Origin of the sequence: Streptomyces sp. NBC_00989, assembly GCF_045162655.1 — a bacterium.
GTDB lineage: Bacteria > Actinomycetota > Actinomycetes > Streptomycetales > Streptomycetaceae > Streptomyces.
Map to the genome: position 1 here is coordinate 8,070,218 of NZ_CP108728.1, position 22,948 is coordinate 8,093,165.

Annotated in this window: 22 protein-coding genes; 9 read left to right on the top strand and 13 right to left on the bottom strand. The window is 70.8% G+C overall.

The features are described from left to right. Positions 1-230 precede the first annotated feature (230 nt). Both OG714_RS36065 and OG714_RS36070 read right to left on the bottom strand, forming a co-directional pair. Positions 231-992 carry an SDR family oxidoreductase gene (locus tag OG714_RS36065; protein WP_406127393.1) on the bottom strand — a complete coding sequence of 254 codons (762 nt, stop codon included), beginning with the start codon at positions 990-992 and terminating at the stop codon, positions 231-233. A gap of 16 nt (positions 993-1,008) precedes the next feature. Further along, entirely contained in the window at positions 1,009-2,007 is a 999-nt protein-coding gene (locus tag OG714_RS36070; protein ID WP_406127395.1) for a Gfo/Idh/MocA family protein, read from the bottom strand. Between the two features lie 87 nt (positions 2,008-2,094). On the opposite strand from OG714_RS36070, the gene OG714_RS36075 reads away from it, so the two are divergent. From OG714_RS36075 to OG714_RS36090, 4 genes are all read left to right on the top strand, one after another. Further along, positions 2,095-3,390, top strand: a complete 1,296-nt coding sequence (locus tag OG714_RS36075) for a multidrug effflux MFS transporter (RefSeq protein ID WP_406127397.1) — start codon at positions 2,095-2,097, stop codon at positions 3,388-3,390. Next, positions 3,342-4,514 carry a serine hydrolase domain-containing protein gene (locus OG714_RS36080; RefSeq protein WP_406127398.1) on the top strand — a complete coding sequence of 391 codons (1,173 nt, stop codon included), beginning with the start codon at positions 3,342-3,344 and terminating at the stop codon, positions 4,512-4,514. Before OG714_RS36075 ends, OG714_RS36080 begins: the two co-directional genes overlap by 49 nt. A 52-nt stretch (positions 4,515-4,566) precedes the next feature. Next, positions 4,567-5,553, top strand: a complete 987-nt coding sequence (locus OG714_RS36085; RefSeq protein ID WP_406127399.1) for a small ribosomal subunit Rsm22 family protein — start codon at positions 4,567-4,569, stop codon at positions 5,551-5,553. 164 nt (positions 5,554-5,717) lie between these two features. Beyond that, positions 5,718-6,455 carry a bifunctional DNA primase/polymerase gene (locus tag OG714_RS36090; protein ID WP_406127400.1) on the top strand — a complete coding sequence of 246 codons (738 nt, stop codon included), beginning with the start codon at positions 5,718-5,720 and terminating at the stop codon, positions 6,453-6,455. A 10-nt stretch (positions 6,456-6,465) separates the two neighbouring features. Here OG714_RS36090 and OG714_RS36095 read toward each other — a convergent pair whose 3' ends face one another. The 7 genes from OG714_RS36095 to OG714_RS36125 all read right to left on the bottom strand — a co-directional run bounded on the left by OG714_RS36095 (position 6,466) and on the right by OG714_RS36125 (position 13,992). Then, complete coding sequence (locus OG714_RS36095) at positions 6,466-7,455, bottom strand: hypothetical protein (RefSeq protein WP_406127401.1); 990 nt, start codon at positions 7,453-7,455, stop codon at positions 6,466-6,468. Next, on the bottom strand, positions 7,415-8,287 hold the full coding sequence (efeU, locus tag OG714_RS36100) for an iron uptake transporter permease EfeU (protein WP_406127403.1): 873 nt from the start codon (positions 8,285-8,287) through the stop codon (positions 7,415-7,417). The genes OG714_RS36095 and efeU overlap by 41 nt, the downstream gene beginning before the upstream one ends. 3 nt (positions 8,288-8,290) lie before the next feature. Further along, positions 8,291-9,577: an iron uptake transporter deferrochelatase/peroxidase subunit gene (gene efeB, locus OG714_RS36105; protein ID WP_406127405.1), complete on the bottom strand. Its 1,287-nt coding sequence runs from the start codon at positions 9,575-9,577 to the stop codon at positions 8,291-8,293. 7 nt (positions 9,578-9,584) lie between these two features. Further along, the gene (gene efeO, locus OG714_RS36110; protein ID WP_406127407.1) at positions 9,585-10,721 is read right to left on the bottom strand and encodes an iron uptake system protein EfeO; all 1,137 of its coding nucleotides are present in this window, start codon (positions 10,719-10,721) and stop codon (positions 9,585-9,587) included. Positions 10,722-10,908: 187 nt separating this feature from the next. After that, complete coding sequence (locus OG714_RS36115) at positions 10,909-11,727, bottom strand: heme ABC transporter ATP-binding protein (RefSeq protein ID WP_406127408.1); 819 nt, start codon at positions 11,725-11,727, stop codon at positions 10,909-10,911. A 154-nt stretch (positions 11,728-11,881) separates the two neighbouring features. Beyond that, the gene (locus OG714_RS36120; RefSeq protein ID WP_406127409.1) at positions 11,882-12,967 is read right to left on the bottom strand and encodes a FecCD family ABC transporter permease; all 1,086 of its coding nucleotides are present in this window, start codon (positions 12,965-12,967) and stop codon (positions 11,882-11,884) included. Beyond that, positions 12,964-13,992, bottom strand: coding sequence for a hemin ABC transporter substrate-binding protein (locus OG714_RS36125; RefSeq protein ID WP_406127411.1), 1,029 nt, complete (start codon positions 13,990-13,992; stop codon positions 12,964-12,966). The genes OG714_RS36120 and OG714_RS36125 overlap by 4 nt, the downstream gene beginning before the upstream one ends. A gap of 88 nt (positions 13,993-14,080) precedes the next feature. Between OG714_RS36125 and OG714_RS36130 the strand changes: the two genes are divergently transcribed. From OG714_RS36130 to OG714_RS36145, 4 genes are read left to right on the top strand one after another with little or no spacing between them, the layout of a single operon-like run. Further along, positions 14,081-15,514, top strand: coding sequence for an HtaA domain-containing protein (locus tag OG714_RS36130; RefSeq protein ID WP_406127413.1), 1,434 nt, complete (start codon positions 14,081-14,083; stop codon positions 15,512-15,514). Between the two features lie 60 nt (positions 15,515-15,574). Continuing rightward, the gene (locus tag OG714_RS36135; protein ID WP_406127415.1) at positions 15,575-17,077 is read left to right on the top strand and encodes an HtaA domain-containing protein; all 1,503 of its coding nucleotides are present in this window, start codon (positions 15,575-15,577) and stop codon (positions 17,075-17,077) included. A gap of 11 nt (positions 17,078-17,088) precedes the next feature. After that, positions 17,089-17,964, top strand: a complete 876-nt coding sequence (locus OG714_RS36140) for a hypothetical protein (RefSeq protein WP_406127417.1) — start codon at positions 17,089-17,091, stop codon at positions 17,962-17,964. Next, positions 17,957-18,601 (top strand): PhzF family phenazine biosynthesis protein, encoded by a 645-nt coding sequence (locus OG714_RS36145; protein ID WP_406127419.1) that lies wholly within the window; start codon positions 17,957-17,959, stop codon positions 18,599-18,601. Before OG714_RS36140 ends, OG714_RS36145 begins: the two co-directional genes overlap by 8 nt. Before the next feature lie 111 nt (positions 18,602-18,712). Here OG714_RS36145 and OG714_RS36150 read toward each other — a convergent pair whose 3' ends face one another. Both OG714_RS36150 and map read right to left on the bottom strand, forming a co-directional pair. Beyond that, the gene (locus OG714_RS36150) at positions 18,713-19,360 is read right to left on the bottom strand and encodes a heme oxygenase (biliverdin-producing) (RefSeq protein WP_406127420.1); all 648 of its coding nucleotides are present in this window, start codon (positions 19,358-19,360) and stop codon (positions 18,713-18,715) included. Between the two features lie 111 nt (positions 19,361-19,471). After that, entirely contained in the window at positions 19,472-20,329 is an 858-nt protein-coding gene (map, locus tag OG714_RS36155; protein WP_406127421.1) for a type I methionyl aminopeptidase, read from the bottom strand. A 58-nt stretch (positions 20,330-20,387) separates the two neighbouring features. Here map and OG714_RS36160 point away from each other — a divergent pair, with 58 nt between their 5' ends. Beyond that, entirely contained in the window at positions 20,388-20,618 is a 231-nt protein-coding gene (locus OG714_RS36160) for a hypothetical protein (protein ID WP_406127423.1), read from the top strand. Here the strand turns inward: OG714_RS36160 and OG714_RS36165 are convergent, their stop codons facing one another. Together OG714_RS36165 and OG714_RS36170 are read right to left on the bottom strand one after the other, a co-directional pair. Next, entirely contained in the window at positions 20,619-21,926 is a 1,308-nt protein-coding gene (locus OG714_RS36165; RefSeq protein ID WP_406127424.1) for an MFS transporter, read from the bottom strand. It lies immediately after the preceding gene. Positions 21,927-22,307: 381 nt separating this feature from the next. Further along, positions 22,308-22,910, bottom strand: a complete 603-nt coding sequence (locus OG714_RS36170) for a hypothetical protein (protein ID WP_406127426.1) — start codon at positions 22,908-22,910, stop codon at positions 22,308-22,310. Between the last annotated feature and the right edge of the window lie 38 nt (positions 22,911-22,948).

The window sequence follows — 22,948 nt, forward strand, 5'->3', positions numbered from 1 at the left end:
GCCGCTCCACGGTCCGGTGCGTAACCCGCGGTCCCACGCGGGCTCCACCCCCACCCGGGCCGTGGAACGACTGTCGCCTCTCCCCCCTCGGATTGGCCTGCGGAACCAAGGGCTCCGACAGTGCGGAAGCCCCGTGCTCCAAGTGTGAAGCTTTGGTGGAGAGAGTTGAGCATAAGTCAGCAACCGGGCGCAATGGTGTGGACGGTCAAATTCCGTTTGTGCGAATCGACTTAGCCACGCCCCACGTACGGCATCGCGGTCGCCAGCACCGTCGCGAACTGCACATTCGCCCCCAACGGCAGCTCCGCCATGTGCCGCACGGTGCGCGCCACGTCCGCGACATCCATCACCGGTTCCGGGGTGACCACCCCGTTGGCCTGCAACGCCCCGGTCTCCATCCGCGCCGTCATGTCGGTCGCCGCGTTCCCGATGTCGATCTGCCCGACCGCGATCGAGTACGGCCGCCCGTCCAGCGACAGCGACTTGGTGAGCCCCGTCAGCGCGTGCTTGGTCGCCGTGTAGGCCACGGAATGCGGACGGGGCGTATGAGCGGAAATCGACCCGTTGTTGATGATCCGCCCGCCCTGCGGCACCTGCTCCTTCATCCGCCGGTACGCCGCCTGCGCACACAGGAACGCCCCGTTGAGGTTGGTGTCCACCACGTGCCGCCACGCGTCGTACGGCAACTCCTCGACCGGCACCCCACCGGGCCCGAAGGTCCCCGCGTTGTTGAACAGCAGGTCCACCCGCCCGAACCGCTCCACGGTCGCCTCGAACAGCCCGTCCACGTCGTCCGGCCGCGCCACATCCGTCGCCACGGCGATGGAGGCACCCTCGGGCACCAGCGCGGCCGTCTCCTCCAGCGGCCCGGCGCGGCGGCCGGCCAGCGCCACCGACCAGCCCGCGCGCAGCAGTTCCACGGCGACCGCGCGGCCGATGCCGGAGCCCGCGCCGGTCACCACGGCGATCCTCGACGATTCCTCAGCGTTCATGGCCGCAGCCTACGAGTCACCCTTCCTGCGGGTACCGCACCCCGATCCGCTCCCGCACCGCGTCCAGCGTCCGCATCACCGCGAGGGTGCCCTCCAGCGGCACCAGCGGCGACTCGGTCTCACCGGCCCGCAGTGCCCGCATCACCTCCGACGCCTCGTGCCGCAGCGTGTTGCGGGGCCCGTCGGCCGGGTCGAGGACGAACTCCTCGGGGTCGCGCCCGTCCCGGTGCAGCACGAACCGCTCCGGGTGGAAGAAGCCGTCCGGGATGTCGATCCGGCCCAGCGAACCGGTCACCGACGCCGAGGTCCCCGTACCGCCGACGATCGAGCAGTGCAGCGCGGCCAGCGCGCCGCTGTCCCAGGAGAACAGGGCCGCCGTCTGCAGATCGGCGCCCTCGGGGGAGAGCACGGCCGACGCCTTGATGTCCGCGGGCTCACCGAGCAGCAGATGCGCGAACGACACCGGGTACACCCCGAGGTCCAGCAGCGCGCCGCCGCCCTGCGCGGGATCCCGCAGCCGGTGCGCGGGCGGGAACGGACCCGCGAGCCCGAAGTCGGCCTGGACGGTGCGCACTTCACCGATCGCGCCGTCGTCGACGAGGGACTTCAGCCGCAGTACCAGCGGATTGCAGTACATCCACATGGCCTCCATCAGGAAGCCGCCGCGCTCGCGGGCCAGGGTCACGAGTTCCCCGGCCTCGCGGGAGTTCAGGGTGAAGGCCTTCTCGACGAGCACGTTCCGCCCGGCCTCCAGACAGAGACCGGCCGCCGTGCGGTGCGCCGAGTGCGGGGTGGCGACGTAGACGATGTCGAGGTCCGCGTCGTTCGCCAGCGCGTCCCAGCCGCCGTAGGCCCGCTCGATCCCGAACCGTTCCGCGAACGCCTTCGCCGAGGCCTCCGTCCGCGAGGCCACCGCGACCAGCTCGGCGTCCGGCAGATCGACGAGCTCCGCCGCGAACGCGGCCGCGATCCCACCCGTGGCCAGGACTCCCCAGCGCACCCTCTGCTCCGTCATCGCGGACCCACCCTCGCTCACCAGACCCTCGGCACCCTGTACGAGCTGAGAGCATAGGTGGCGGATCACCCGGAGAGGGAGGGGCACATGCCCGAGCAGGAGGCGCAGGCGCCGGCCGTGCCGCAGTCCGCCGTACCGTCGTCACCGTCGTCGCTCAAGGCGACCCGCCGCGCGGGCCTCCTCGTCATCCTCATCCTCGGCGGCCTCACCGCGACCCCGCCGCTGTCGATGGACATGTACCTCCCCGCGCTCCCGGCGGTCACCCGCTCCCTGCACGCCCCCGCCGCGACCGTCCAGCTCACGCTCACCGCCTGCCTCGCCGGCATGGCGCTGGGGCAGCTGGTGGTCGGCCCGATGAGTGACAAACTCGGCCGCCGACGCCCACTGTTGACCGGCCTGGCCGTCTACGTCGTCGCGACCGCCTTGTGCGCGATCGCGCCGAACGTCGAGTCCCTGGTCGCCTTCCGGCTGATCCAGGGCCTGGCGGGCGCGGCCGGAATAGTGATCGCGCGGGCGGTCGTACGCGACCTCTACGACGGCGTGGCGATGGCCCGCTTCTTCTCCACCCTGATGCTGGTCTCCGGGGTGGCCCCGGTCGTCGCCCCGCTGGTGGGCGGCCAGATCCTGCGGGTCACGGACTGGCGGGGCGTGTTCGTGATCCTGACCTTCGTCGGTACGGCCCTCGCCGTCCTCGTCTGGACCCGCCTCCCCGAGACCCTCGCCCCGGAGGACCGCCACGGGGGCGGCACGGCGGAGGCCCTGCGCAGCATGAGAAGTCTTCTCTCCGACCTCCCCTTCACGGGCTACATGCTCACGGGCGGCTTCGCCTTCGCCGCGCTCTTCGCGTACATCTCGGCATCGCCCTTCGTCGTCCAGGAGATCTACGGCGCCTCCCCGCAGACCTTCAGCCTCCTCTTCGGCGTCAACTCGGTCGGTCTGGTGGCGGTGGGCCAGATCAACGGAAAGCTGCTGGTCGGCAGGGTATCCATGGACAAGGTCCTGGGCGCGGGCCTGGCGGTGGTGGTGCTGGCGGCGACGGCGCTGCTGCTGATGGCGACGGGTGTGTTCGGCGGGGTGGGCCTGGTCCCGGTGGCGGCCGGGCTCTTCGTCCTGATGTCGGCGATGGGCGTGACGCTCCCCAACGCCCAGACCCTGGCGCTGATGCGCACCAGGCACTCCGCGGGTTCCGCCTCCGCCCTGCTGGGTACGTCGTCCTTCCTGATAGGCGCGGTGGCGTCCCCACTCGTCGGAATCGCGGGCGAGCACACCGCCGTCCCGATGGCGGTCGTCCAACTGGTGGCCGCACTGGTGGCGGTGGCCTGCTTCGTGGGAATGTGCCGTCCTTGGAACACACGTACGACCGCGGAGGGAGTGGGGAGCTGAGCGCCCCGAGACTGCGCAACGACACCCCGGAACGGGCCGGCCTCGACCCCGAGGAACTGCGCCACCTGATCCGGGACGTCCACGCCCTCACCACCGGCGACCGCCCCTGGGCTGCGGGCACCGTCGTGGTCGCCGGCCGCGGCCCGGTGATCGCCGTGGAGGAGGCGGCGGGCTGGGCCGTACGGTATTCCGCCTACGACCCGGAGACGGACCGGGGCGTCGAACTACCCCCCGCCTCCCGCGTCCCGACGACGGTGGACACCCCCTTCGACCTGGCCTCCCTCACCAAACTGTTCACGGCGGTGGCCGCGATGCAGCAGATCGAGCGCGGCACGCTCGGCATAGACGCCAGGGTGGGCGCGTACCTGCCGGACTTCCGGGCCGCGGCCCGCCACGGCATCACCGTCCGCCAACTCCTCACCCACACCTCGGGCCTGCGCCCCGAACTCCCGCTTTACGACTGCGCGGACGACGCGGAACGCCTGGCGATGCTGCGCGAGGAGGCGCCGGTGGCGGAGCCGGGCGAGTACGTCTATTCGGACCTGAACCTGCTCCTCCTCCAGTCCGTCCTGGAACGCATCGGCGGCCGCACACTCGACGTCCTCATCCACGACGGCATCACCCGCCCGCTGGGCATGACGTCGACGGACTTCGGCCCGTGCCCGGGCGCGGCGGCCACGGAGGACCAACGCCGCCCCTGGGCCAAGGCCGACCGGGGCATGCTGCGGGGCGTCGTCCACGACGAGAACGCGTGGGCACTGGGTGGCGTGGCGGGCCACGCCGGCCTCTTCTCGACAGGCCGCGACCTGGCGATCTTCTGCCGCACCCTGCTGGCGGGCGGTTCCTACGGCCCCGCCCGCATCCTGGGATCCGACTTCGTGGAGTTGCTGCTGACCCCGCCCGGACTGGGCTTCGGGGTCGACCAGGCGTGGTTCATGGGCGAGTTGGCGGGGCGCGGAGCAGTGGGTCACACGGGATTCACGGGCACGTCACTGGTCCTGGACCCGTCCACGGACACGTTCTTGGTCCTCCTGGCCAACACGGTGCATCCGAGGAGACGGGGAGCTGACAGCGGGCCGCGGGCGGCCGCGGGGACTCGGGTGGCTCGGGCGGTGCGGGGGTGAGGGGAGCCCCCAGGGACCGTGGCATCAGTGCTGGGACACTTAGAATCGGCGGGTGAACGACCCCGTGGCGCCCGCCGAAACCCTGCGTACCGCTCTAGCCCGCCTGCTCGACGGGCTTCCGCCCAGGCAGGCCGCCGGGGCTGTGGAGCGCCTGATCGGCAACTACCGGGGGGCCACCCCGACCGACGCCCCGATCCTCAGGGACCGTGCGGACGTCGCGGCCTACGCGGCCTATCGGATGCCGGCGACCTTCGAAGCCGTACGTTCCGCACTGGACGCCTTCGCGGACGCCGTACCCGAATGGGCCCCGCAGGGACACGTTGATGTCGGCGGCGGGACCGGTTCCGCCACGTGGGCCGTCGCCGCGACCTGGGACGGCGACCGCCCGGTGACCGTTCTCGACTGGGCCGAACCCGCGCTCGCCCTGGGGAAGGAGATCGCCGCCGCCAACCCGGCACTGCGCAACGTCAGTTGGCAACGCGCACGCATCGGCTCCGCGCTCACCCTCGACCCCACCGACCTCGTCACCGTCTCCTACGTCCTCAACGAACTCACCGTCCCGGACCGGGCCGCACTCGTGGACGCCGCCGCGTCCGCGGCCCAGGCTGTCGTGATCGTCGAAGCCGGCACCCCCGACGGCTACGCCCGCGTCATCGAGGCCAGGAACAGACTCGTCGCCGCCGGGTTCCACATCGCCGCCCCCTGCCCGCACAGCGCCGCCTGCCCGATCACCCCCGGCGAGGACTGGTGCCACTTCTCGGCGCGGGTCAGCCGCTCCTCCCTGCACCGCCAGGTCAAGGGCGGCTCCCTGCCGTACGAGGACGAGAAGTTCAGCTACGTGGCGGCCGCCCGCTTCCCCGTCGAACCCGCCCCCGCACGTGTCGTACGACGCCCGCAGATCCGTAAGGGACAGGTACTCCTCGACCTCTGCGAGACGGACGAGCAGCTGCGCCGGACGACGGTCACCAAACGCCACGGCGACCTGTACAAGGCGGCACGGAACGTGAGCTGGGGAGACCCCTGGCCGGAAAAAGCGTGACACTTGCGTCGAAAGCGCCACACGTGTGTCTCGTCCCACCTACCCCGGATGTGGGGTACCGCCTCTCGGGGCGCAGGATGGTGGGACCATAGGGGAAGTTCTCCGCACAACGGCAGGACTTCTCCGCACGACGGCAGGGCGACAACAGCAGGGCGAGGAGATAGATGAGCGCGACGTTCGGTGGCCGGACCGGTCGGCAGGGCAAACTCTCCTCGTGGCTGCGTGGACGCCGCCCGCAGGAGGCCCCCGACGACGGCAGCGGACGCGAGGCGCTGCTGCTGGCCGCCGCCGAGGCCGGGCTGCCGATCGCGCCCGCCGCGCACCCCGCCCCGGGCTACCGATGTTCGTGCGACCGCGTGGGCTGCCCCACCCCGGCCCGGCACCCGGTGTCGTTCGCCTGGCAGACGCAGTCCACGACCGACCGCGCACAGATCGAGCGCTGGGCCCGTCACCAGCCGCAGGCCAACTTCATCACCGCGACCGGGATGGTCAACGACGTCCTGGACGTCCCCCTCGAAGCGGGCCGCGAGGCACTGGAGCGGCTGCTCGCCGCCGGTGTCGAGATCGGACCGGTCGCCGCGAGCGACGACGGCCGGCTGCTCTTCTTCACCCTCACCCGCGGCACCCCCGAGGACGAGGACGAGTGGTGGCCGTGCGAACTGGACTGCCACCCCGAGACGATGGACGAACACCCCGGCCTGCGCTGGCACTGCCGCGGCTCCTACGTCCTCGTCCCCCCGGCCCAACTCCCCGGCGAGAACCAGTCCGTTCACTGGGTCCGCGGCCCCGAGCATCCCCTGCCCGACCCGCTGACCCTCCTCGAAACGCTCACGGACGCCTGCGCCCGCCACGCCGGCGCGGAGCCGGACCAGGAGAACGCGGCCTGGCCACTGGGCCGTTGACCTCCTGAGGTCAGCCGCCCTGCGCCGAGGTCAGTCCCTCGATCCGCCCCAGCACCGACACCTTCCCGCCCCGCTTCGGGTCCAACGCCACCTCGTTGGAGACGAGTTGGAGGGTGAGGGACTGCTCCACCTCGCCCGTCGTCAGCGCCTGGACGTCCTTGTTCTGGGTCGGCACCGACGTGCCCTCCGCCGCGGTCTCCTTCTGGAAGTACCGCGTCGTGAAGAACACCAGCGCCCCGCCGTCCGCCGTACGCAGCGCCAACGGCGCGTAGTCGCCGCTCGTCAGCGGCTGGTCGAGGAACTGGACGGCCAGACCGGGCTTGGTGGCCTTCTCCCGGTCCGCACGCCACGCGCTGGTGTGCGTGCCGTCCGCGAAGGTATTCCCGCCGCTCTTCAGATACGTCGCGTAGCTCTGGCTCAACTCGCCCGGCGCTACGGCCAGTTCGGTCGAGTTCGCCGGTACGGACTCGGCCCAGCCGTCCTTGTCGGTCTTGAACTTCGGTACGGCGGTGGGCGCGAGCAGCGTCAGATACGCCACCTGCCACGGCTCGGACAGGTCGTTGCGCGTGAAGACCAGCAACCACCGAGCCGCGCCACCCTTGTTGGCGGCGGTGTCGGCGACGAACCAACGCGGCCAGCCGGCCTTCTTCGGGATGGTGAACTTCGCGTCCGTCAGCTCCAGCGGCGAGTAGTTCGCGTTCCCGGACGGGGAGTTGGCGTGCCCCGCCTTCAGCCGCGCCGCGTCGATGTCACCGAGCGCGCCGGTGACATGAGCGGAGTCCAGGGAACTGTCGTACGCCTTGTCGGCCGCGTTGTACGCGGTCGTGAACTGCTGGAGTGCCGTGGCGGCCTCGGCGCGGGTGGTGGCCGGGAGGACCTCCCGCTCGCCGTGGACGACCACACAACCGCTCGCCGTCAGCGACAAAGCGGTCATCGAAGCCGCTATCAGTACGCGCCGGTCAAGCCTGCGGAGCCTTCGAGGGCTGCGATCCCTGCTCATCAGGTGTCTTCACCTTCCCCTTCCCGGAGGCGAACCCTACCGGGGCGAAGAACAGGGCGAGCGTGGGGACCAGGTAGAGCAGCCACACCGTGATCTGTAGGACGGTCGGGTCCGGCTGGAAGTTGAAGACGCCCTTGAGGAGGGTGCCGTACCAGCTGTCCGGCGGGATCGTGTCGCTGATGTCGAAGGCCAGCTTCGTCAGCCCCGGGAGCCAGTCGGCCTCCTGCAAGTCGTGGAAGCCGTACGCCAGTACACCCGCCGCCACGACGACCAGCATCGCGCCGGTCCAGGTGAAGAACTTCGCGAGGTTGATCTTCAACGCCCCGCGATAGAACAGCCAGCCCAGCAACACGGCCGTGGCCAGGCCCAGTCCCACGCCGACCAGCGGGCGCGGGGTGCCGTCGCTCGCCGCGTGCACCGATGCCCACACGAACAGGGCGGTCTCCAGGCCCTCACGGCCGACGGCGAGGAACGCGGTGGCGACCAGCGCGCCCGTGCCCATCGCGAGGGCCGCGTCCAGCTTGCCGTGCAGTTCGGCCTTCAGGTGCCGGGCGGTGCGCCGCATCCAGAACACCATCCACGTCACCAGCCCGACCGCGAGGATCGACAGCGAACCGCCGAGCGCCTCCTGCGCCTGGAACGTCATCTCCTGGGAGCCGAACTCGAGCGCGCAGCCGAAGCCCATCGCGATGAGGACGGCGACGACGATGCCGATCCAGATCGGCCGCAGCGCGTCCCGCCGGTCCGTCTTGACCAGGTAGGCGATCAGGATGCAGACGACGAGACTGGCTTCGAGGCCCTCGCGCAGACCGATCAGATAGTTCGAGAACACGGTCTACGACTCCTTCGCGTCCTTGGAGAACAGCGTGCTGCCCCACCAGTCGTCCTTGTCGCGGACGCCCGGCGGGACGGCGAAGACCGCCGAACCCACGTGCTGGATGTACTCGTTGAGCGCGTCGGTCGCCGACAGCCTCCGCTGGAGCGGGATGAATCCCTTGCGTACGTCGCGCTGGTAGGCCAGGAAGAACAGGCCGGCGTCGAGACGGCCGAGGCCGTCGGTGCCGTCGGTGAAGGAGTAGCCCCGGCGCAGGATCGTGACCCCGCTGTTGGAGTCGGGGTGCGCGAGCCGGACGTGCGCGTCGGGCTTCATCGCCTTCAGGAACGGCGGGTCGTGCTCCTTCGCCTTGCCGACCGCCGCGCCCTCGCCCTTGTCCCGCCCGAAGACGTCCTCCTGCTCCTGGAGAGAGGTCCGGTCCCAGGTCTCGATGTTCATCCGGATGCGCCGGGCGACGAGATACGAACCCCCGGTCATCCAGGCCGAGTTGGTGGCGTTGTCTCCCTCGCCGACCCACACGAACTTCTTCAGCCGGTCCGTCTCCGTCCCCGCGATGTTGCGGGTGCCGTCCTTGAACCCCATGAGATTGCGCGGGGTTTGGGCACCGGGAGTCGTGGACGACGTCTTCCCGAAGCCCAGTTGGGACCAGCGGATCGCGACCTTCCCGAACCCGATACGGGCCAGGTTGCGGATCGCGTGCACGGCGACCTGCGGATCGTCCGCACAGGCCTGCACACAAAGGTCGCCGCCCGTACGGGACTTGTCGAAGTTCTCGCCGGGGAACTGCGGCAGATCGACGAGGGCGTCGGGACGACTGCCGCTCAGCCCGAAGTGGTCGAAGAACGACGGCCCGAAGCCGATCGTCAGCGTCAGCCGCGAGGGTTTCAGCCCCAGCGCCTCACCGGTGTCGTCCGGCGGTGCTTCGGCGAGCCCGCCGTAGGCCCCGTCGCCGACCGCGTGCCCACCGGTCATCCGGCGGGCGGCGGCCGTCCAGTCCTTCAACATCTGCACGAACTCGGCGCGGTCGTCGGTCTTCACGTCGAACGCGGCGAAGTGCAGCCGGTCCTGCACGGGTGTGGCGATACCGGCCTGGTTGGCGCCGTGGAAGGCGACCGCGGCACCGGTGTCGGCACCGGCCGGATCGACATCGTCGCCGACACGGGTCATCGCGACCGCGCCGCCGGCCGCGACGGCACCGAGCGCGAGCCCGGCACCGCCCCAGCCGATGAGCGAACGGCGGGACGGCGAACCGCTCTCCTGGACTTCGCTCTCCTGAACGTCGGTCATTGCAGGCCTACTTCACGACGGTGGCGGCGAGCTTGGACAGCGGCTCCGCGAGTGCGTTGACCCCGTCCGACAGCTCCTTGCGCTGGTCCTTGGTGACCTTGTCGTACGACACGAAGCCGTCGGAGGTCGAGGTCGAGCGGTACTTGTCGAGCAGCGTGTTGAGCGCGGCGAACTGCTTGTCCAGCTCGGTGGTGAGGGCCGCGTCGTTCTTCTGCGCGACCGGCTTCAGCAGCTCGTACGCCTTCTGCGCGCCGTCGACGTTGGCCTTGAAGTCGCTCAGGTCGGTGTGCGAGTACCGGTCCTCCTCACCGGTGATCTTGCCGGTGGCGACCTCGTCGAGGAGTTCCTTGGCGCCGTTGGCCATGGAGGTCGGGGTGATCTCGGCCTTGCCGACCCGCTTCTGCCAGTCCTTCAGATCGGTGACCAGCTCGGTGGCGAGGGTCTTCTGTTCGGCGCCGATCTTCTTGTCCTGCCACAGCGCCTTCTCCAGCGCGTGCCAGCCGGTCCACTTCTGGCCCTTCTCCAGGCCGTCGGCGCGGGTGTCGGTCTTGGGGTCGATGTCCCCGAACGACTCCGCGATCGGCTCGGTGGCCTCCCAGCCGACGCGGGAGGGGGCGTAGGCGTTCTTGGCGGCGGTGAGGTCGCCCGCCTTGATGGCGTTCGCGAACGTCTCCACCTTCGGGATCGTCGCGTCGGCCTGCTCCTGCGCGTACTCGCGGTAGGCGGCGACGGCCGCGTCCAGCTTCGGGTCACGCTTGGCGACGCTGCCCCCGGTGACGGTCAGTTTCTGCCGCACACCGTGCCCCTTCATGCCCGGGCGGCAGGCGATCTCGTACGACCCGGCCTTCACCTCGGCGGTGAGCGTGTACTTGGTCCCCGGCCCGATGTTCTCCTTCTCGGAGACGATCCGGTCGTCCGGGAAGAGGATCTCGACCTCGGTCGCCTTCGAGCCGGTGTTCTCGATCTTCAGCGTGACCTGTCCGGCCGGGATCGACTTGGCCGAGGTCGTGCACTTGGAGTCGGCCGCGGTCACCTGGATCGCGTCGCCGTCCTTGGCGTCGCTCTTCGCGGTGCACGCCGTGACGGCGGTCAGTGCGGCCGCGGCGGCGACGGCGGTGGCGACGGGAAGTCGGACGGCACGCATGCAGGCTCCAAGCGAGTGTGTGTGACGAGGTGATGTCGTAAGGCAGTGTGGTGAGGCTGCCCTAACTTACCTGAGGCTTACCTCAGTCATACCCGTCCGGTCCGGTATTCACTGCCCACAGAAAAATCACAGACACGGCTTGATCTCGATGGCGGAAAACGGATGGCAAGGAACGGTCAAGGGAAGGTCAAGCAGGGCGTTTCGGTGTCACCACGACCGCCCCCGTGCGCGGATGCGGAAACACTTCAACCGGCTGGTCGTAGACGTCGGACAGCAACTTCTCGGTGAATACGTCCTTCGGCGGACCGTCGGCGGCGACACGACCGGCGCGCAGGATCGCGACCCGGTGCGCGTAGGCGGCGGCCAGCGCGAGATCGTGCAGCACCACGACCACCGCGTCCCCCGCGTGCGCCCTTTCCCGGCACAGCCGCAGAACCAGTTCCTGGTGCCGCAGATCAAGCGCGGCGGTCGGCTCGTCAAGCAACAGCAGCGGCGCCCGCTGAGCGAGCACCCGAGCGAGCGCGACCCGGGCCCGCTCCCCACCACTGAGCGCCGAGAACGGCCGTAGCGCGAAGTCCGTGACCTCCGCCCGTGCCATCGCCTCCGCTACGGCGATCTCGTCCTCGGCGGGGCTGGTGGCGTGCGGTGCCCGTCCCATCCGTACGACGTCCTCGACCGTGAACGGGAAGGAGAGCGTGGCCGATTGGGGAAGTACGGCCCGACGCAGGGCGAGTTCGGGCGCGGACCACTCCTTGGCCGGCCGCCCGCTGATCCGGACGACGCCGCCGACGGCCGGGAGAACCGCGGCGAGGGCGCCCAACAGGGTTGATTTCCCCGCGCCGTTGGGCCCGACAAGCGCGAGCACCTCACCGGCACGGACGACCACGGAGACACCGTGGAGAACCGCGCGCCCACCGAGCTGGACATGCAGGCTTTCGGCCTCGGCGAGGACGTCTCCCGGTTCTGCGGGGGCGGGGGGCACGGGTCGGCCGCGGAGGAGTCTCATGCGCGGGCTCCTTGGAGGGTAGGGACGAGGGCTGTTCGGCACCGCCGGGATGGTTCGTGGGGGCCGACCGGGAACGGGTCGGCGGAGACGCGGCCGGTGGAGAGGGGCGCGGGACTGCGTCCGTCGAGCCGACAGCCGTTCCAGGGGGCCTGGATCATGCCCAACCCCCTTGCCTGCGCCGCGTCCTGCGCAGCAGCCAGAAGAAGAACGGGCTGCCCAGCAGGGCCGTGAGGACGCCGAGCGGGAGTTCCGCCGGGGCGGCGATCGTGCGGGCCGTGAGGTCGGCGGCCAGCAGTACCAGCGCGCCGAGCAGCGCGCTGGCCGGGATCAGGAAGCGGTGACCGGGGCCCGCCGCCATACGGAGCAGGTGGGGCACGACGAGGCCCACGAAGCTGATGATCCCGGAGACGCTGACCGCGGCCGCCGTGAGCAGGGCGATGACCAGCACCAGGATGATCCGGAGCCGTTCGACGTCAACTCCCAGGTGGCGGGCGGGGCGTTCACCGAGGGCGAGGAGATCGAGGCGGCCGGCGTGCAGCGGCGCGAGGGTCAGGCCGATCACCGCGCACGGGAGGATCGCGAGGACCTTCGGCCAGGTCGCCTGGGAGAGCGAGCCGAGCTGCCAGAAGGTGATCTGGTTGACGGCCGCCGTGTCCGCGAAGAACAGGAACAGCCCGATCAGCGCCCCCGCGAACGCGTTCAGCGCGATCCCCGTGAGGATCAGCGTCACGACCTCCGTACGGCCGCCCGAGCGCGACATCGCGTAGACGAGCAGGACGGTGGCGAGCCCGGAGACGAACGCCACCGCCGACACCGTCCACGTACCGAGGAAGTCGAGCCCGAACGCGATGACGGCGACCGCGCCCACCGCCGCCCCCGAAGACACCCCGATGACCCCGGGCTCGGCGAGCGGATTCCCGAACACGCCCTGCATCAGGGCCCCCGCACAGCCGAGGGACGCCCCGACGAGCAGGGCGAGCACGATGCGGGGGAAGCGCACGTTCCAGAGGACGGACTCCGGCACGCGGTCCAACGCCCCGCCACCCAGCCCGAGTCGGTGCTGCACCGAGGCCAGGACGTCCCCGGTCGGGATCGGATACGCGCCCAGCCCGGCGGCCACCGGGACCAGGACGAGCAGGGCGACCACCAGTCCGACAGTGAGCAGCCAGCCCGTACTGTGCCGTCCTCGCGGGGGAGTTGCGGTGACGGGTGCCTCAACCCCCTTGTCCAGTACGGTCATTTGGCCCCGCCTCCGTACAACTGGTCCACCAGCGACTTGAGTACCTGGTCGGTGCGCGGCCCGTAGTTGAGGAGCACCCCGTCCTCGATCGAGACGACCCGCCGGTTCATCCCGGCCGGGGTCTGCGCGACACCGGGGATCTTCACCAGCCCGTCGACACCGCCGACCGACTCAAGTCCCTTGGTCATGACGAGAATCGCGTCGGGCGCGGCTTGCGCGAGCGCCTCGGTGGTGATGGCGGTGAAGTCTTTCTTCAGACCCGACTCCGCGCCCGCGTCGACCGCTCCGGCCGCCTCCAGGAGCGAGGTCGCTCCCGAGCCCTTGCCCCCGATGAGATACACGGACGCGGACCCGCGCAGATACAGGAACGCGACCCGCGGCTTCTCCTTGTGCCGGGGAATCGCCTTGCGGACAGCGGCGATCCGGTCCTCCGAGCGCTTGGTCAACTCCTTGCCCGCGGCCGGTACGCCGAGTGCGTCGGCCACCGCCTGGATGCGCGGGCCGACGTCGGCGAGACCCTTCGCCGGGCCGACGACGAGGACCGGGATGCCGGCGGCGCGGATCTGGCCCATGGCCTCGGACGGTCCGGTGGTCGTCTCGGCGAGCACGAGGTCGGGCTTGAGGGACAGCACGCTCTCCGCCGAGACGTCGTGGTTGCGGGTCACCAGGGGGAGTTTCGCGGCCTGTTGGAAGGTGGCGGTGATGTCCCGGGCCACGACCCGCTTCCCGAGCCCGAGCGTGAACACGATCTCGCTGAGGCTGCCGGAGAGCGGCACGATGCGCCGCGCGTCGCGGACGGTGACCTTCTTGCCGTCCGCCGAGCCCACGGTGACCGGGAGTCGGGGGTCCGGGGTGTCGGTCAGTGGCTCCACCCGGTTGGCCGGGGCGGCGGCCTTCGGCGATGCGGTGGCCGCGGAGGTGCCGGTGCCCCCGCATCCGGTGAGGGTGAGCGCGAGCACGGACAACAGTGCTCCCGCCAGTCGTGTGCGCAAGCGTGGCACGGTCCCGTCCGTCTCTCTCGGCATCTCTCGGGCACTGTCGTTTCAGGTGAGGAAAGCTTAGGTTAGCCTTACCTTTGTTCGCTACCGGCAGTCGCCACCGGAGGACTCACCCATGCCCGCGCGCCTAAGAGCCCTGGTCACCGTGTTGTGCACGGCGGTCCTGGGCGCCCTGCTCCCCGCGGCCCTCGCCCACGCCGAGAGCCGTACGGTGCAGGGCGGCCGGCTCGACTGGGGCATCAAGTCCTCGTTCCAGAGCTATGTCACCGGGCCGATAGCGAACGGGAGTTACTCCCTCACGGGCGGCGCGGCGACCGTGGGCAGCAGCCAGTTCCGCTTCCCCTCGGCGACGGGTTCCTACGACGGCTCGACGGGCGTGTTCCGCTCGTCCTTCGCGGGCGGGGTGCACTTCGTCGGCCACAGGAAGACCGACGGCGGCTACGAACTCGACCTCACCCTCAGCCGCCCCACGGTCCGTATCTCGGGCTCGACCGGCACGCTCTACCTGGACATCACGAGCAAGGCGAAGGGCACGGGGACGGTCACGACGTCCTCGCAGGTGCCCTTCGCCGCCCTCTCGCTCGGCGGCATCGACATGCGGGGAGGCGGCAACGCCGTCGTCCTCAACAACCTGCCCGCCACGCTCACCGCACAGGGCGCGAAGTCCTTCGCCGGGTACTACACGGCCGGTACGGCACTGGACCCGGTGAGCCTCTCGGCGGACGTGAAGGCCGCGGCCGCCAAGAGCGCCACGCCCACCCCGACACCCTCCAGGTCCACCGCGAAGAAGGAGAGTTCGAGCGGTGCGATCGCGGACGGTGCCGTCGACTGGGGGGTGCGGCGCACCTTCCGGGAGTACGTCACCGGGGACATCGCCAAGGGCAAGTGGACGCTCTCGTCCGGAGCCGAGGACGGCGGCGCCCTCTTCCGCTTCCCGGGCGGTGAAGGGACGTACAGGAGCGGGGAGCTGACGGCCTCGTTCAAGGGCGCGGTGCGCTTCACCGGTGCCGAGGGACTCGATCTGAAGCTCAGCGGTGTCCGGGCGACCGTCGAGGACGGCAAGGGCACGCTCTACGCCGACGTCACCAGCACCGACCTCGACAGCACCGATTTCACCGGCAAGAAGGTCCCGCTGGTCACCTTCACCGCGAAGGGCCTCAAGGCGACGAAGGGCCTGGTGAAGGTCACCGAGGCGCCCGCGAAACTCACCGCGCAGGGCGTGAAGGTCTTCGGCGGGATGTACCAGGCGGGCACCGCCATGGACCCGGTGTCCCTGGCCGTCGCCCTCACCGACGACGCGAAGCTGCCCGCGCTGCCCGACCTGGGCACCACGCCCACGGCGAGCGGGACGCCGGAGGAACAGTCGGCCCGTCCTTCGGTGTCCGCGGAACCGGTCGCCGACAACTCCGGCGGTGACAACGGCACTTCGCCCGCGCTGCCGATCGGCCTCACGGCCGGCGCCCTGCTGGTGGCGGCCGTGTCCGTGTTCATGGTCCGCAGGCGCCGTGACAGGCCGGCCACCGACACCACCGGGCCGGAAGCGGACTGACTCCCTTACACGGTCCGCGCGTTGGCGGACCATCCACTCACCTCAAGGAGAACCACGGCCATGCCCGTCAGACCTCGTCTTTCCTTCGCCCTCGCCGCGGCCGTCGCGACCGCCGCCGCGTTCGGCGCCACGGCGCTCGCCACGACCACCGCGTCGGCGGCCGAAGTCCCGCTCAGCGGCTACGAGTTGACCTGGGGCATCAAGCAGTCCTACCGCACCTATGTGAGCACCTACGCGCAGGGCTCCTTCACCGCCACGGACGGCGCCTCGCAGGCCGCGAACAACGGCGCGTTCACCTTCACGGACGGCACGGGCACCTACGACACCACCAGCCACGCCGTGCACCTCACCTTCAAGGGCACCGTCACCGCCAAGTCGACGCTGCACGGCTTCGTTCGGGAGATGTCCGACTTCCAGTACGACAGCGCGGCGGGCACCCTCACCGCCGACCTCGTCGCGGACGGCGGCACCAAGCAGCAGGACGTGACGCTCGCGACGGTCGCCGCACCGACGAGCCAGAACCTGACGGACCTCGCCACCACCCTCACCGCGGTGGCGGGCACGTTCCTCGGCAGCGACTCGTACGCGAACGCGGCCGGCGACCCCCTGTCGGCGGTGAAGCCGGTGTCGACGACGTCCCCGACCCCGTCCAACTCGTCCACGGAGTCGGCGTCCCCGTCTCCCACCCCCACCAAGACGGACACCCCGAGCACGACCCCGAGCGCGACCCCGTCCACCACGCCCTCCGACACCGCGAGCCCCTCGGACACCGCCTCCGGACCGGCCGCCACCAAGGGCGACATCGCGGACGGCATCCTCACCTGGGGCGTCAAGGAGTCCTTCCGCGCCTACGTCGTCGGCAGCGTGGCCAACGGCAAGATCACGACGTCGGACGGCGCGGCCCAGGCCACCGGCAACGGCGCCTTCACCTTCACCGGCGCGACCGGCAGCTACGACACGGACGCCGACACCCTCTCCGCCGCCTTCGAGGGCGCGGTGAACTTCAAGGGCCATGAGGACAACGGCACTTACGGCCTCGACCTCACCTTCACCGACCTGAAGGCGACCCTCGACAAGGGCGCCGGCACACTGACGGCGGATGTGACCAGCCTGGGCGAGAAGTCCGACGACGTGGTCCTGGCCGACCTGAGGGCGGGCTCGGCCGACCTCACCGCGAAGGACGACGTCATCACCCTCGACGACGTCACCGCCACCCTCACCGCGGCCGGCGCGAAGGCCTTCGGCGGCTTCTACCAGACCGGCGCCGAACTCGACCCGCTCGACCTCTCGGTTGCCCTCACAGCCGACGCCGACCTCCCCTCGGACGGCTCGTCGTCGACGACCGGCACCGGCACGGGCTCGTCCGGCGGCACCGACAACTCCGGTACGACAGGCTCGACTTCGGGCGGCGTCACCGGCTCCACGACGGGCAGCGTGAACGGCTCCCTCGCCTCGACCGGTTCCGAGATCCCGGCAGCGGCCCTGGGCACGGCGGCCGCGGTGACCGTGGCGGCGGGCGCGGGCGTGGTGGTCGCGATGCGCAGGCGGCGTACGGAGGCGTAAGACTGTGCCCCATGGAGACCAGGGGGCACAGAGAACCACTGCCGGAGGGCGGACTGGCGCTGACCGTGACAGGCCGGCCCGGTCCGTCCCCGCTGCGTTTCGAGACGGCGGCCGGCGGCCGGAGGCTGCTGCGGCAGGGTCAACGCCCACTGGCACTGGGCCGGTTGGACGGCGGGGGCTGCTGCCGCGACCTCGCCCTGCGCCGCTTCGACGGCTACCGCTCGCCCATGCCGCCCCTTCGCGCCGCACGGCAGCGCGCGGACGTCAACTGGACGCACGAGTACGCCCGTTGGCTGGAGGACGGGTCCAACGGCCCCCTGCGCGACGGTCGTTGGAGCCTGACCGGGCGCCCCCACTTCACGCCGGGCATCTGGACGACGGACTTCGTCCAGGACTGGCCGAACGGCGCCCTGGAGCTGTACTGCGGCGGAGGCCGGCACGGCATCCTGCCCCTGCGCCGCCTCTCCCCGCCGGACGCCCCGCGCGTGAAGGCGTACCGCAGGCACGCCCGCGACGGCACCCTCGCGCCGGTCCTGCTGTGGTGGGTGACGTTCCTCGACGGCTGGCTGATCCTCGACGGCCACGACCGTGCCGTAGCCGCACTCGCGGAGGGCGCGCCACCGGAGTGCGTGGAGCTGCGCCACGTACCCGAAGACGAGGACTGGCACCGCACAGCCGCCGAACTGACCGAGGCACACGCGCAGCACGCGCGAGACCTCGCGGACCGCCCCACCCGCCGACTGAACACCCTGGAGCGGGGATTCGGAGACGCCCTGGCCTCGCTGCCCCACGACCCCACCCCCACCCCCGCCTGGTCCCTCCCCGGCGGAGCCCCGGCCTGGGATGACCTCGCAGCCCGGGCGATGTTTGAATGCCCCCGTGACTGACTACGACGTACTGCGTGTCTTCTGCGGTCCCAGCGGCGGATACGGCAACGAACTCGGCGTCGTCCGCGAGGGTTCGGTCATGCCGGACCCGGACGAGCGACAGGTGTTCGCCGGGAAACTCGGCTTCAGCGAGACGGTGTTCGTCGACGACCCCGAGCGCGGAGTCATCGACATCTACACCCCGACCACGCGCCTGCCCTTCGCCGGCCACCCCTGCGTCGGCACCGCCTGGCTCCTGGACATACCCGAACTGGTCACCCCCGCAGGCATCGTGGGCACCCGCCTCGACGGCGAGTTCAGCTGGATCGAGGCCCTCCCGGAGTGGGCCCCGCCCCGCACCCTCCGCCAGTACGCCACCGCCCGCGAGGTCGACGCCCTCCCCGTCCCCCCGCCCGGCGAGTGGATCTACGCCTGGGCCTGGGAGGACGAGGCAGCGGGCCGCGTCCGAGCCCGCGCCTTCCCCGGCCGGGACGACGGCATCCAGGAGGACGAGGCGACGGGCGCGGCGGCGTTGCTCCTGACCGACCAGCTGGGCCGGGCTCTCAACATCACGCAGGGCGCGGGCTCCCAGATCCTCACGGCTCCGCAGCCGGGGGGTTGGGTGGAGGTCGGGGGACGGGTGTTCCTGGAGCGCTGACGGCTACGGCTCCGTACCCGTCGCTACTTCATGCCAGGCGGCATTACTCAGCCCGTTGGGGGTCCCCCCTCTGGGGGCGGAGCCCTCGGCAACGCTCCCGCGGACAAACGCTCACGCGGACATCGGAAACTCCTCACCCAACGCCCGGAACACCCCCGTGTTCAACGCGAACGCCCGCTTGCACTCGGCCACGATCCGCTGCTTCTCCAGATCATCGACCGGCACACCATCCAGCAGTTCCCGATACCCCCGCTTGAACGCCGCCGGGTTCCCGATCCCCTCGAACACATAGAACCGCACCCCGTCCCCCCGCCGAGCGAACCCCCACGTCCGCTCCGCCTTGTCCCGGATGATCTGCCCGCCGGAGAGGTCCCCGAGGTAACGCGTGTAGTGGTGGGCGATGTACCCGGCCGGCCATGACTCCGCGCACTCCCGCACCCGGTCCGCGTACGCACGGGTCGCCGGCAGCGCCGTCAGCCCGGAACGCCAGTCCGCACCCCGCAGATGCCCGAGGTCCCGCTCCAGCGCCGGCAGCCGGAACAACTCGGCCTGGATGAACGGCCCGGTCACCGGATCGGACGCCAGCCGCTCGGCCCCGGTCTCCAACGCCTCGTAGACGAACCACAGTTGCTCGGTGTACCGGGCGTACGCGTCCACGCCCAGCCGGCCGCCGAGCAGGTCGCTCATGAAGGTGGAGGTCTCGGCCTCCACGTGCTGTTCGTGGGACGCGGTGCGGATGACTGTCGAGAAGGAGTCCATGAGCCCTATCCTCTAAGGCAAGCCTTACCTAAGTCAACAGGTTGCCGACACCCTGTCGGTAAAAGCGTACAAGAAAAGACCCGCCCTCAGCAGAGGACGGGTCCTGACCTGCTACGGCAGCGTGAGAACCTCCGCCCCCGTCTCCGTCACCACCAGCGTGTGCTCGAACTGGGCCGTCCGCTTCCGGTCCTTCGTGACGACCGTCCACCCGTCGTCCCACATGTCGTACTCGTACGACCCCAGCGTCAGCATCGGCTCGATCGTGAACGTCATCCCGGGCTGGATGACCGTCGTCGCGTGCGGGCTGTCGTAGTGCGGGACGATCAGGCCGGAGTGGAAGGACGAGTTGATGCCGTGGCCGGTGAAGTCCCGGACCACGCCGTACCCGAAGCGCTTGGCGTACGACTCGATGACCCGGCCGATGATGTTGATCTGGCGGCCGGGACGGACCGCCTTGATCGCCCGGTCCAGGGACTCGCGGGTGCGCTCGACCAGCAGCCGGGACTCCTCGTCGACGTCACCGACCAGGTAGGTCGCGTTGTTGTCGCCGTGCACCCCGCCGATGTACGCCGTCACGTCCAGGTTGATGATGTCGCCGTCGCGCAGCACCGTGGAGTCCGGGATGCCGTGGCAGATCACCTCGTTGAGCGAGGTGCACAGGGACTTGGGGAAGCCGCGGTAGCCGAGCGTGGACGGGTAGGCGCCGTGGTCGCACATGTACTCGTGCGCCACGCGGTCGAGTTCGTCCGTGGTCACCCCCGGCGAGATGATCTTCGCGGCCTCCGCCATCGCCCGCGCGGCGATCCGCCCGGCGGTCCGCATCGCCTCGATCGTCTCGGGGGTCTGCACCTCCGGTCCGGTGTACGGGGTCGGCGCGGGCTTGCCGACGTACTCGGGGCGACGGATGTTTCCGGGCACGGGACGGGTGGGGGAGAGCTCCCCTGGTACGAGCAGCGACTGGCCAGACATGCCAGCGAGTCTAACCAGCGGACATGGGGGAACATGGCCGTAGGGAAAGGAGCCGTTGATGGCCCTGTTCAAGAAGCGCACGGTCGGGAAGCCCGGCGAGTGGTACTACTGCCTCGAACACAAGAAGGTCGAGGAGGGGCCGGAGTGCCCCGCCAAGGACCGGTTCGGGCCGTACACCACCCGCGCCGAGGCCGAGCACGCGATGGAGACGGCCCGCGAGCGCAACCTGGAGTGGGAGAGCGACCCGAAGTGGCACGACGCCACGAAGGGGAGCGCCGAGGACGACTGATCAGACCTCGGCCGGGGTCGTGGCCGCCGCCCGCTGCGCCTTCAGCCGTAGCGCGTGCTCGTCCGTCCGCGCGTCGTACGACATCAGCTTCGGCAGTCCCGCGGCCAGCAGCCCCACCGCGCCGACGCACAGCAGCCCGCCCGCCCACACCGAGGTCCGCACCCCGGTCAGGGCGGCCATCCCACCGGACCTGACCTGGCCCAGCTGCGGGCCCACCGAGTAGGACAGCAGCTCGATCCCGGCGAGCCGGCCGCGCAGCTCGTCCGGGATCGTCTGGTTCCACATCACCCCGCGGAAGATGCCGCTGACCATGTCGCAGCCGCCCGCGACGGTGAGGAACAGCAGCACCAGCCACACGTTGCCGACCGCGCCAGCGCAGGCGATCGCCGCGCCCCAGAGCGCGGCCGACAGCACCACCATCCGCCCGTGCCGGTGGACCCGCGAGGTCCAGCCGCTGGTCACACTCACCAGCAGGGCACCGGCCGGGATCGTCGAGTACATCAGCCCCAGCGCCCACTCGGCGTGCAGATCGTCCGCGAGGAACGGCAGCACCGCCAGCGGCATCGCGAGGAACATCGCCGCGAGGTCGATCGCGTACGTCCCGAGGAGTTCCTTGCGGCTCCACGCGTACCGGGCGCCCTCGGCGATCGACCGCAGCGACGGCTTCTGCGCCTCGTGGGCACCGGGGGAGGCGGCGATACGGAAGATCAGGACCACGGATATCGCGTACGTCACCGTGTCCGCCGCGAACGCGTAGGGCAGCCCCGCGAACGCCACGACCACCCCCGCCACCGCCGGGCCCGTGACCCCGCCGACCGTCCAGCGCAGGGAGTTGAGCGCCGACGCGGCCGTCATGTGCTCGTGCGCCACGATCCGCGGCCACAGCGAGTCCAGCGCGGGCCGCTGGATCGAACCGAGCACCGAGGTCAGCGCCGCGATCACATACAGCGGCCATACGGCGGGCTCCGGCAGCAGCGAGTTGAACAACAGCGCCCCGCACAGCACACCGAGCCCGACCTCGGTCCACACGATCAGCTTCCGCTTGTCCCACGCGTCGGCGAGGGCACCGCCGTAGAGCCCGAACACGATGAGCGGCACCAGCTCCACGGCGCCGACCGCGCCCACCGCGGCGGCGGAGTTCGTGAGTTCCTTGATCTGCACCGGGAGCGCGACGAACGTCAGAAAAGTGCCGAAGTTCGAGACCAGCCCCGCGAGCCAGAGCCTGCGGAAGTCCGCGGAGGCGTGCCAGGGGGCCAGGTCGGGGAGGAGGGCGCGGGGGCCGGCGGGGGGATCGGTGCTGTCGGTCACGAGGGGCAATGGTCGGGGCGGGGTGCGGGGCTGGCAACTGGATTTCCGCGGGTCGTGCTGGCGGGGTGACTGGATTTCGTCGGGGGGAGGGGGAGGGGGGAGTGGGCGGCAGGCGGGCGGCAGTTGGCGGGCGGTGGGCGAGCGCGGGATGTCGGTGGGTGGGAGGCGTGGGTGGGTCGGTGGTGAGGACATCCCGCGGTTGCTCGGGGGTGGTGGCTCGGCGCCGCCTTTCTCGTCCGCTTCTCAACTGGCCGAGACGGGTGGGCGGGTGGGCAGGTCGGTGGTGAGGACTCGGCGCGGTTGCTTGGAGTTGGCGGCCCGGTACGGCTTGTCTCGTCCACCTCTCAACTGACCGAGACGGGTGGGCGGGTGGGAAAGCTGTTACCAGGGGGCAGGTGGCGGTGCCGTCAAATGGTCCGTCAGGCGGGACACGCGGTCACGGAAGCGGCGGCGCCCCCGTGTCGCCGGCAGCACGTTCTCCCCGGCCGCCGCGCTCACCAGGTGCTGCACGGTGTCCAGGTCCAGGTCCGTGCCCTCGGGTACGGGGAGCGACTCGTGGGCCAGGGAGGTCAGTTCGCGGTTCTCCGAGCCGAGGGAGAGGACGGTCGCCCCGGCCCGGCGGGCGTCGTGCACCCGTTCCAGGAGCGGGTCACCAGGGCCCTCCGGCGACACCACCAACAGCGTCTCGCCACGCCGGGCCGCCTCGATCCGGCCCAGTCCAACGGCCAAGTGCGCCGGATCCGAGGGACGCGCGTCATGTCGTACGAGAGTCGGTGCCAGTTCGGGCGTGCCCGACCACGCGGCCTCGTCGACGAGATGCGCCGCGAGATGCCACGGCTCGTACGCGGGCGTGCCCACCAGCAGCAGCCCCCCGCCGTGCGACACCACCGACCCGCGCAGCACCCCCGCGAACCGTCGCGTGGCCCCCAACCACTCGGTCCCGGCGAGCACTTCACGCAACAGCGCGACCCGTACGGCGTCCATGGCCGAGCATCCTGCCTCAACCGGCCACTCGTGACGTG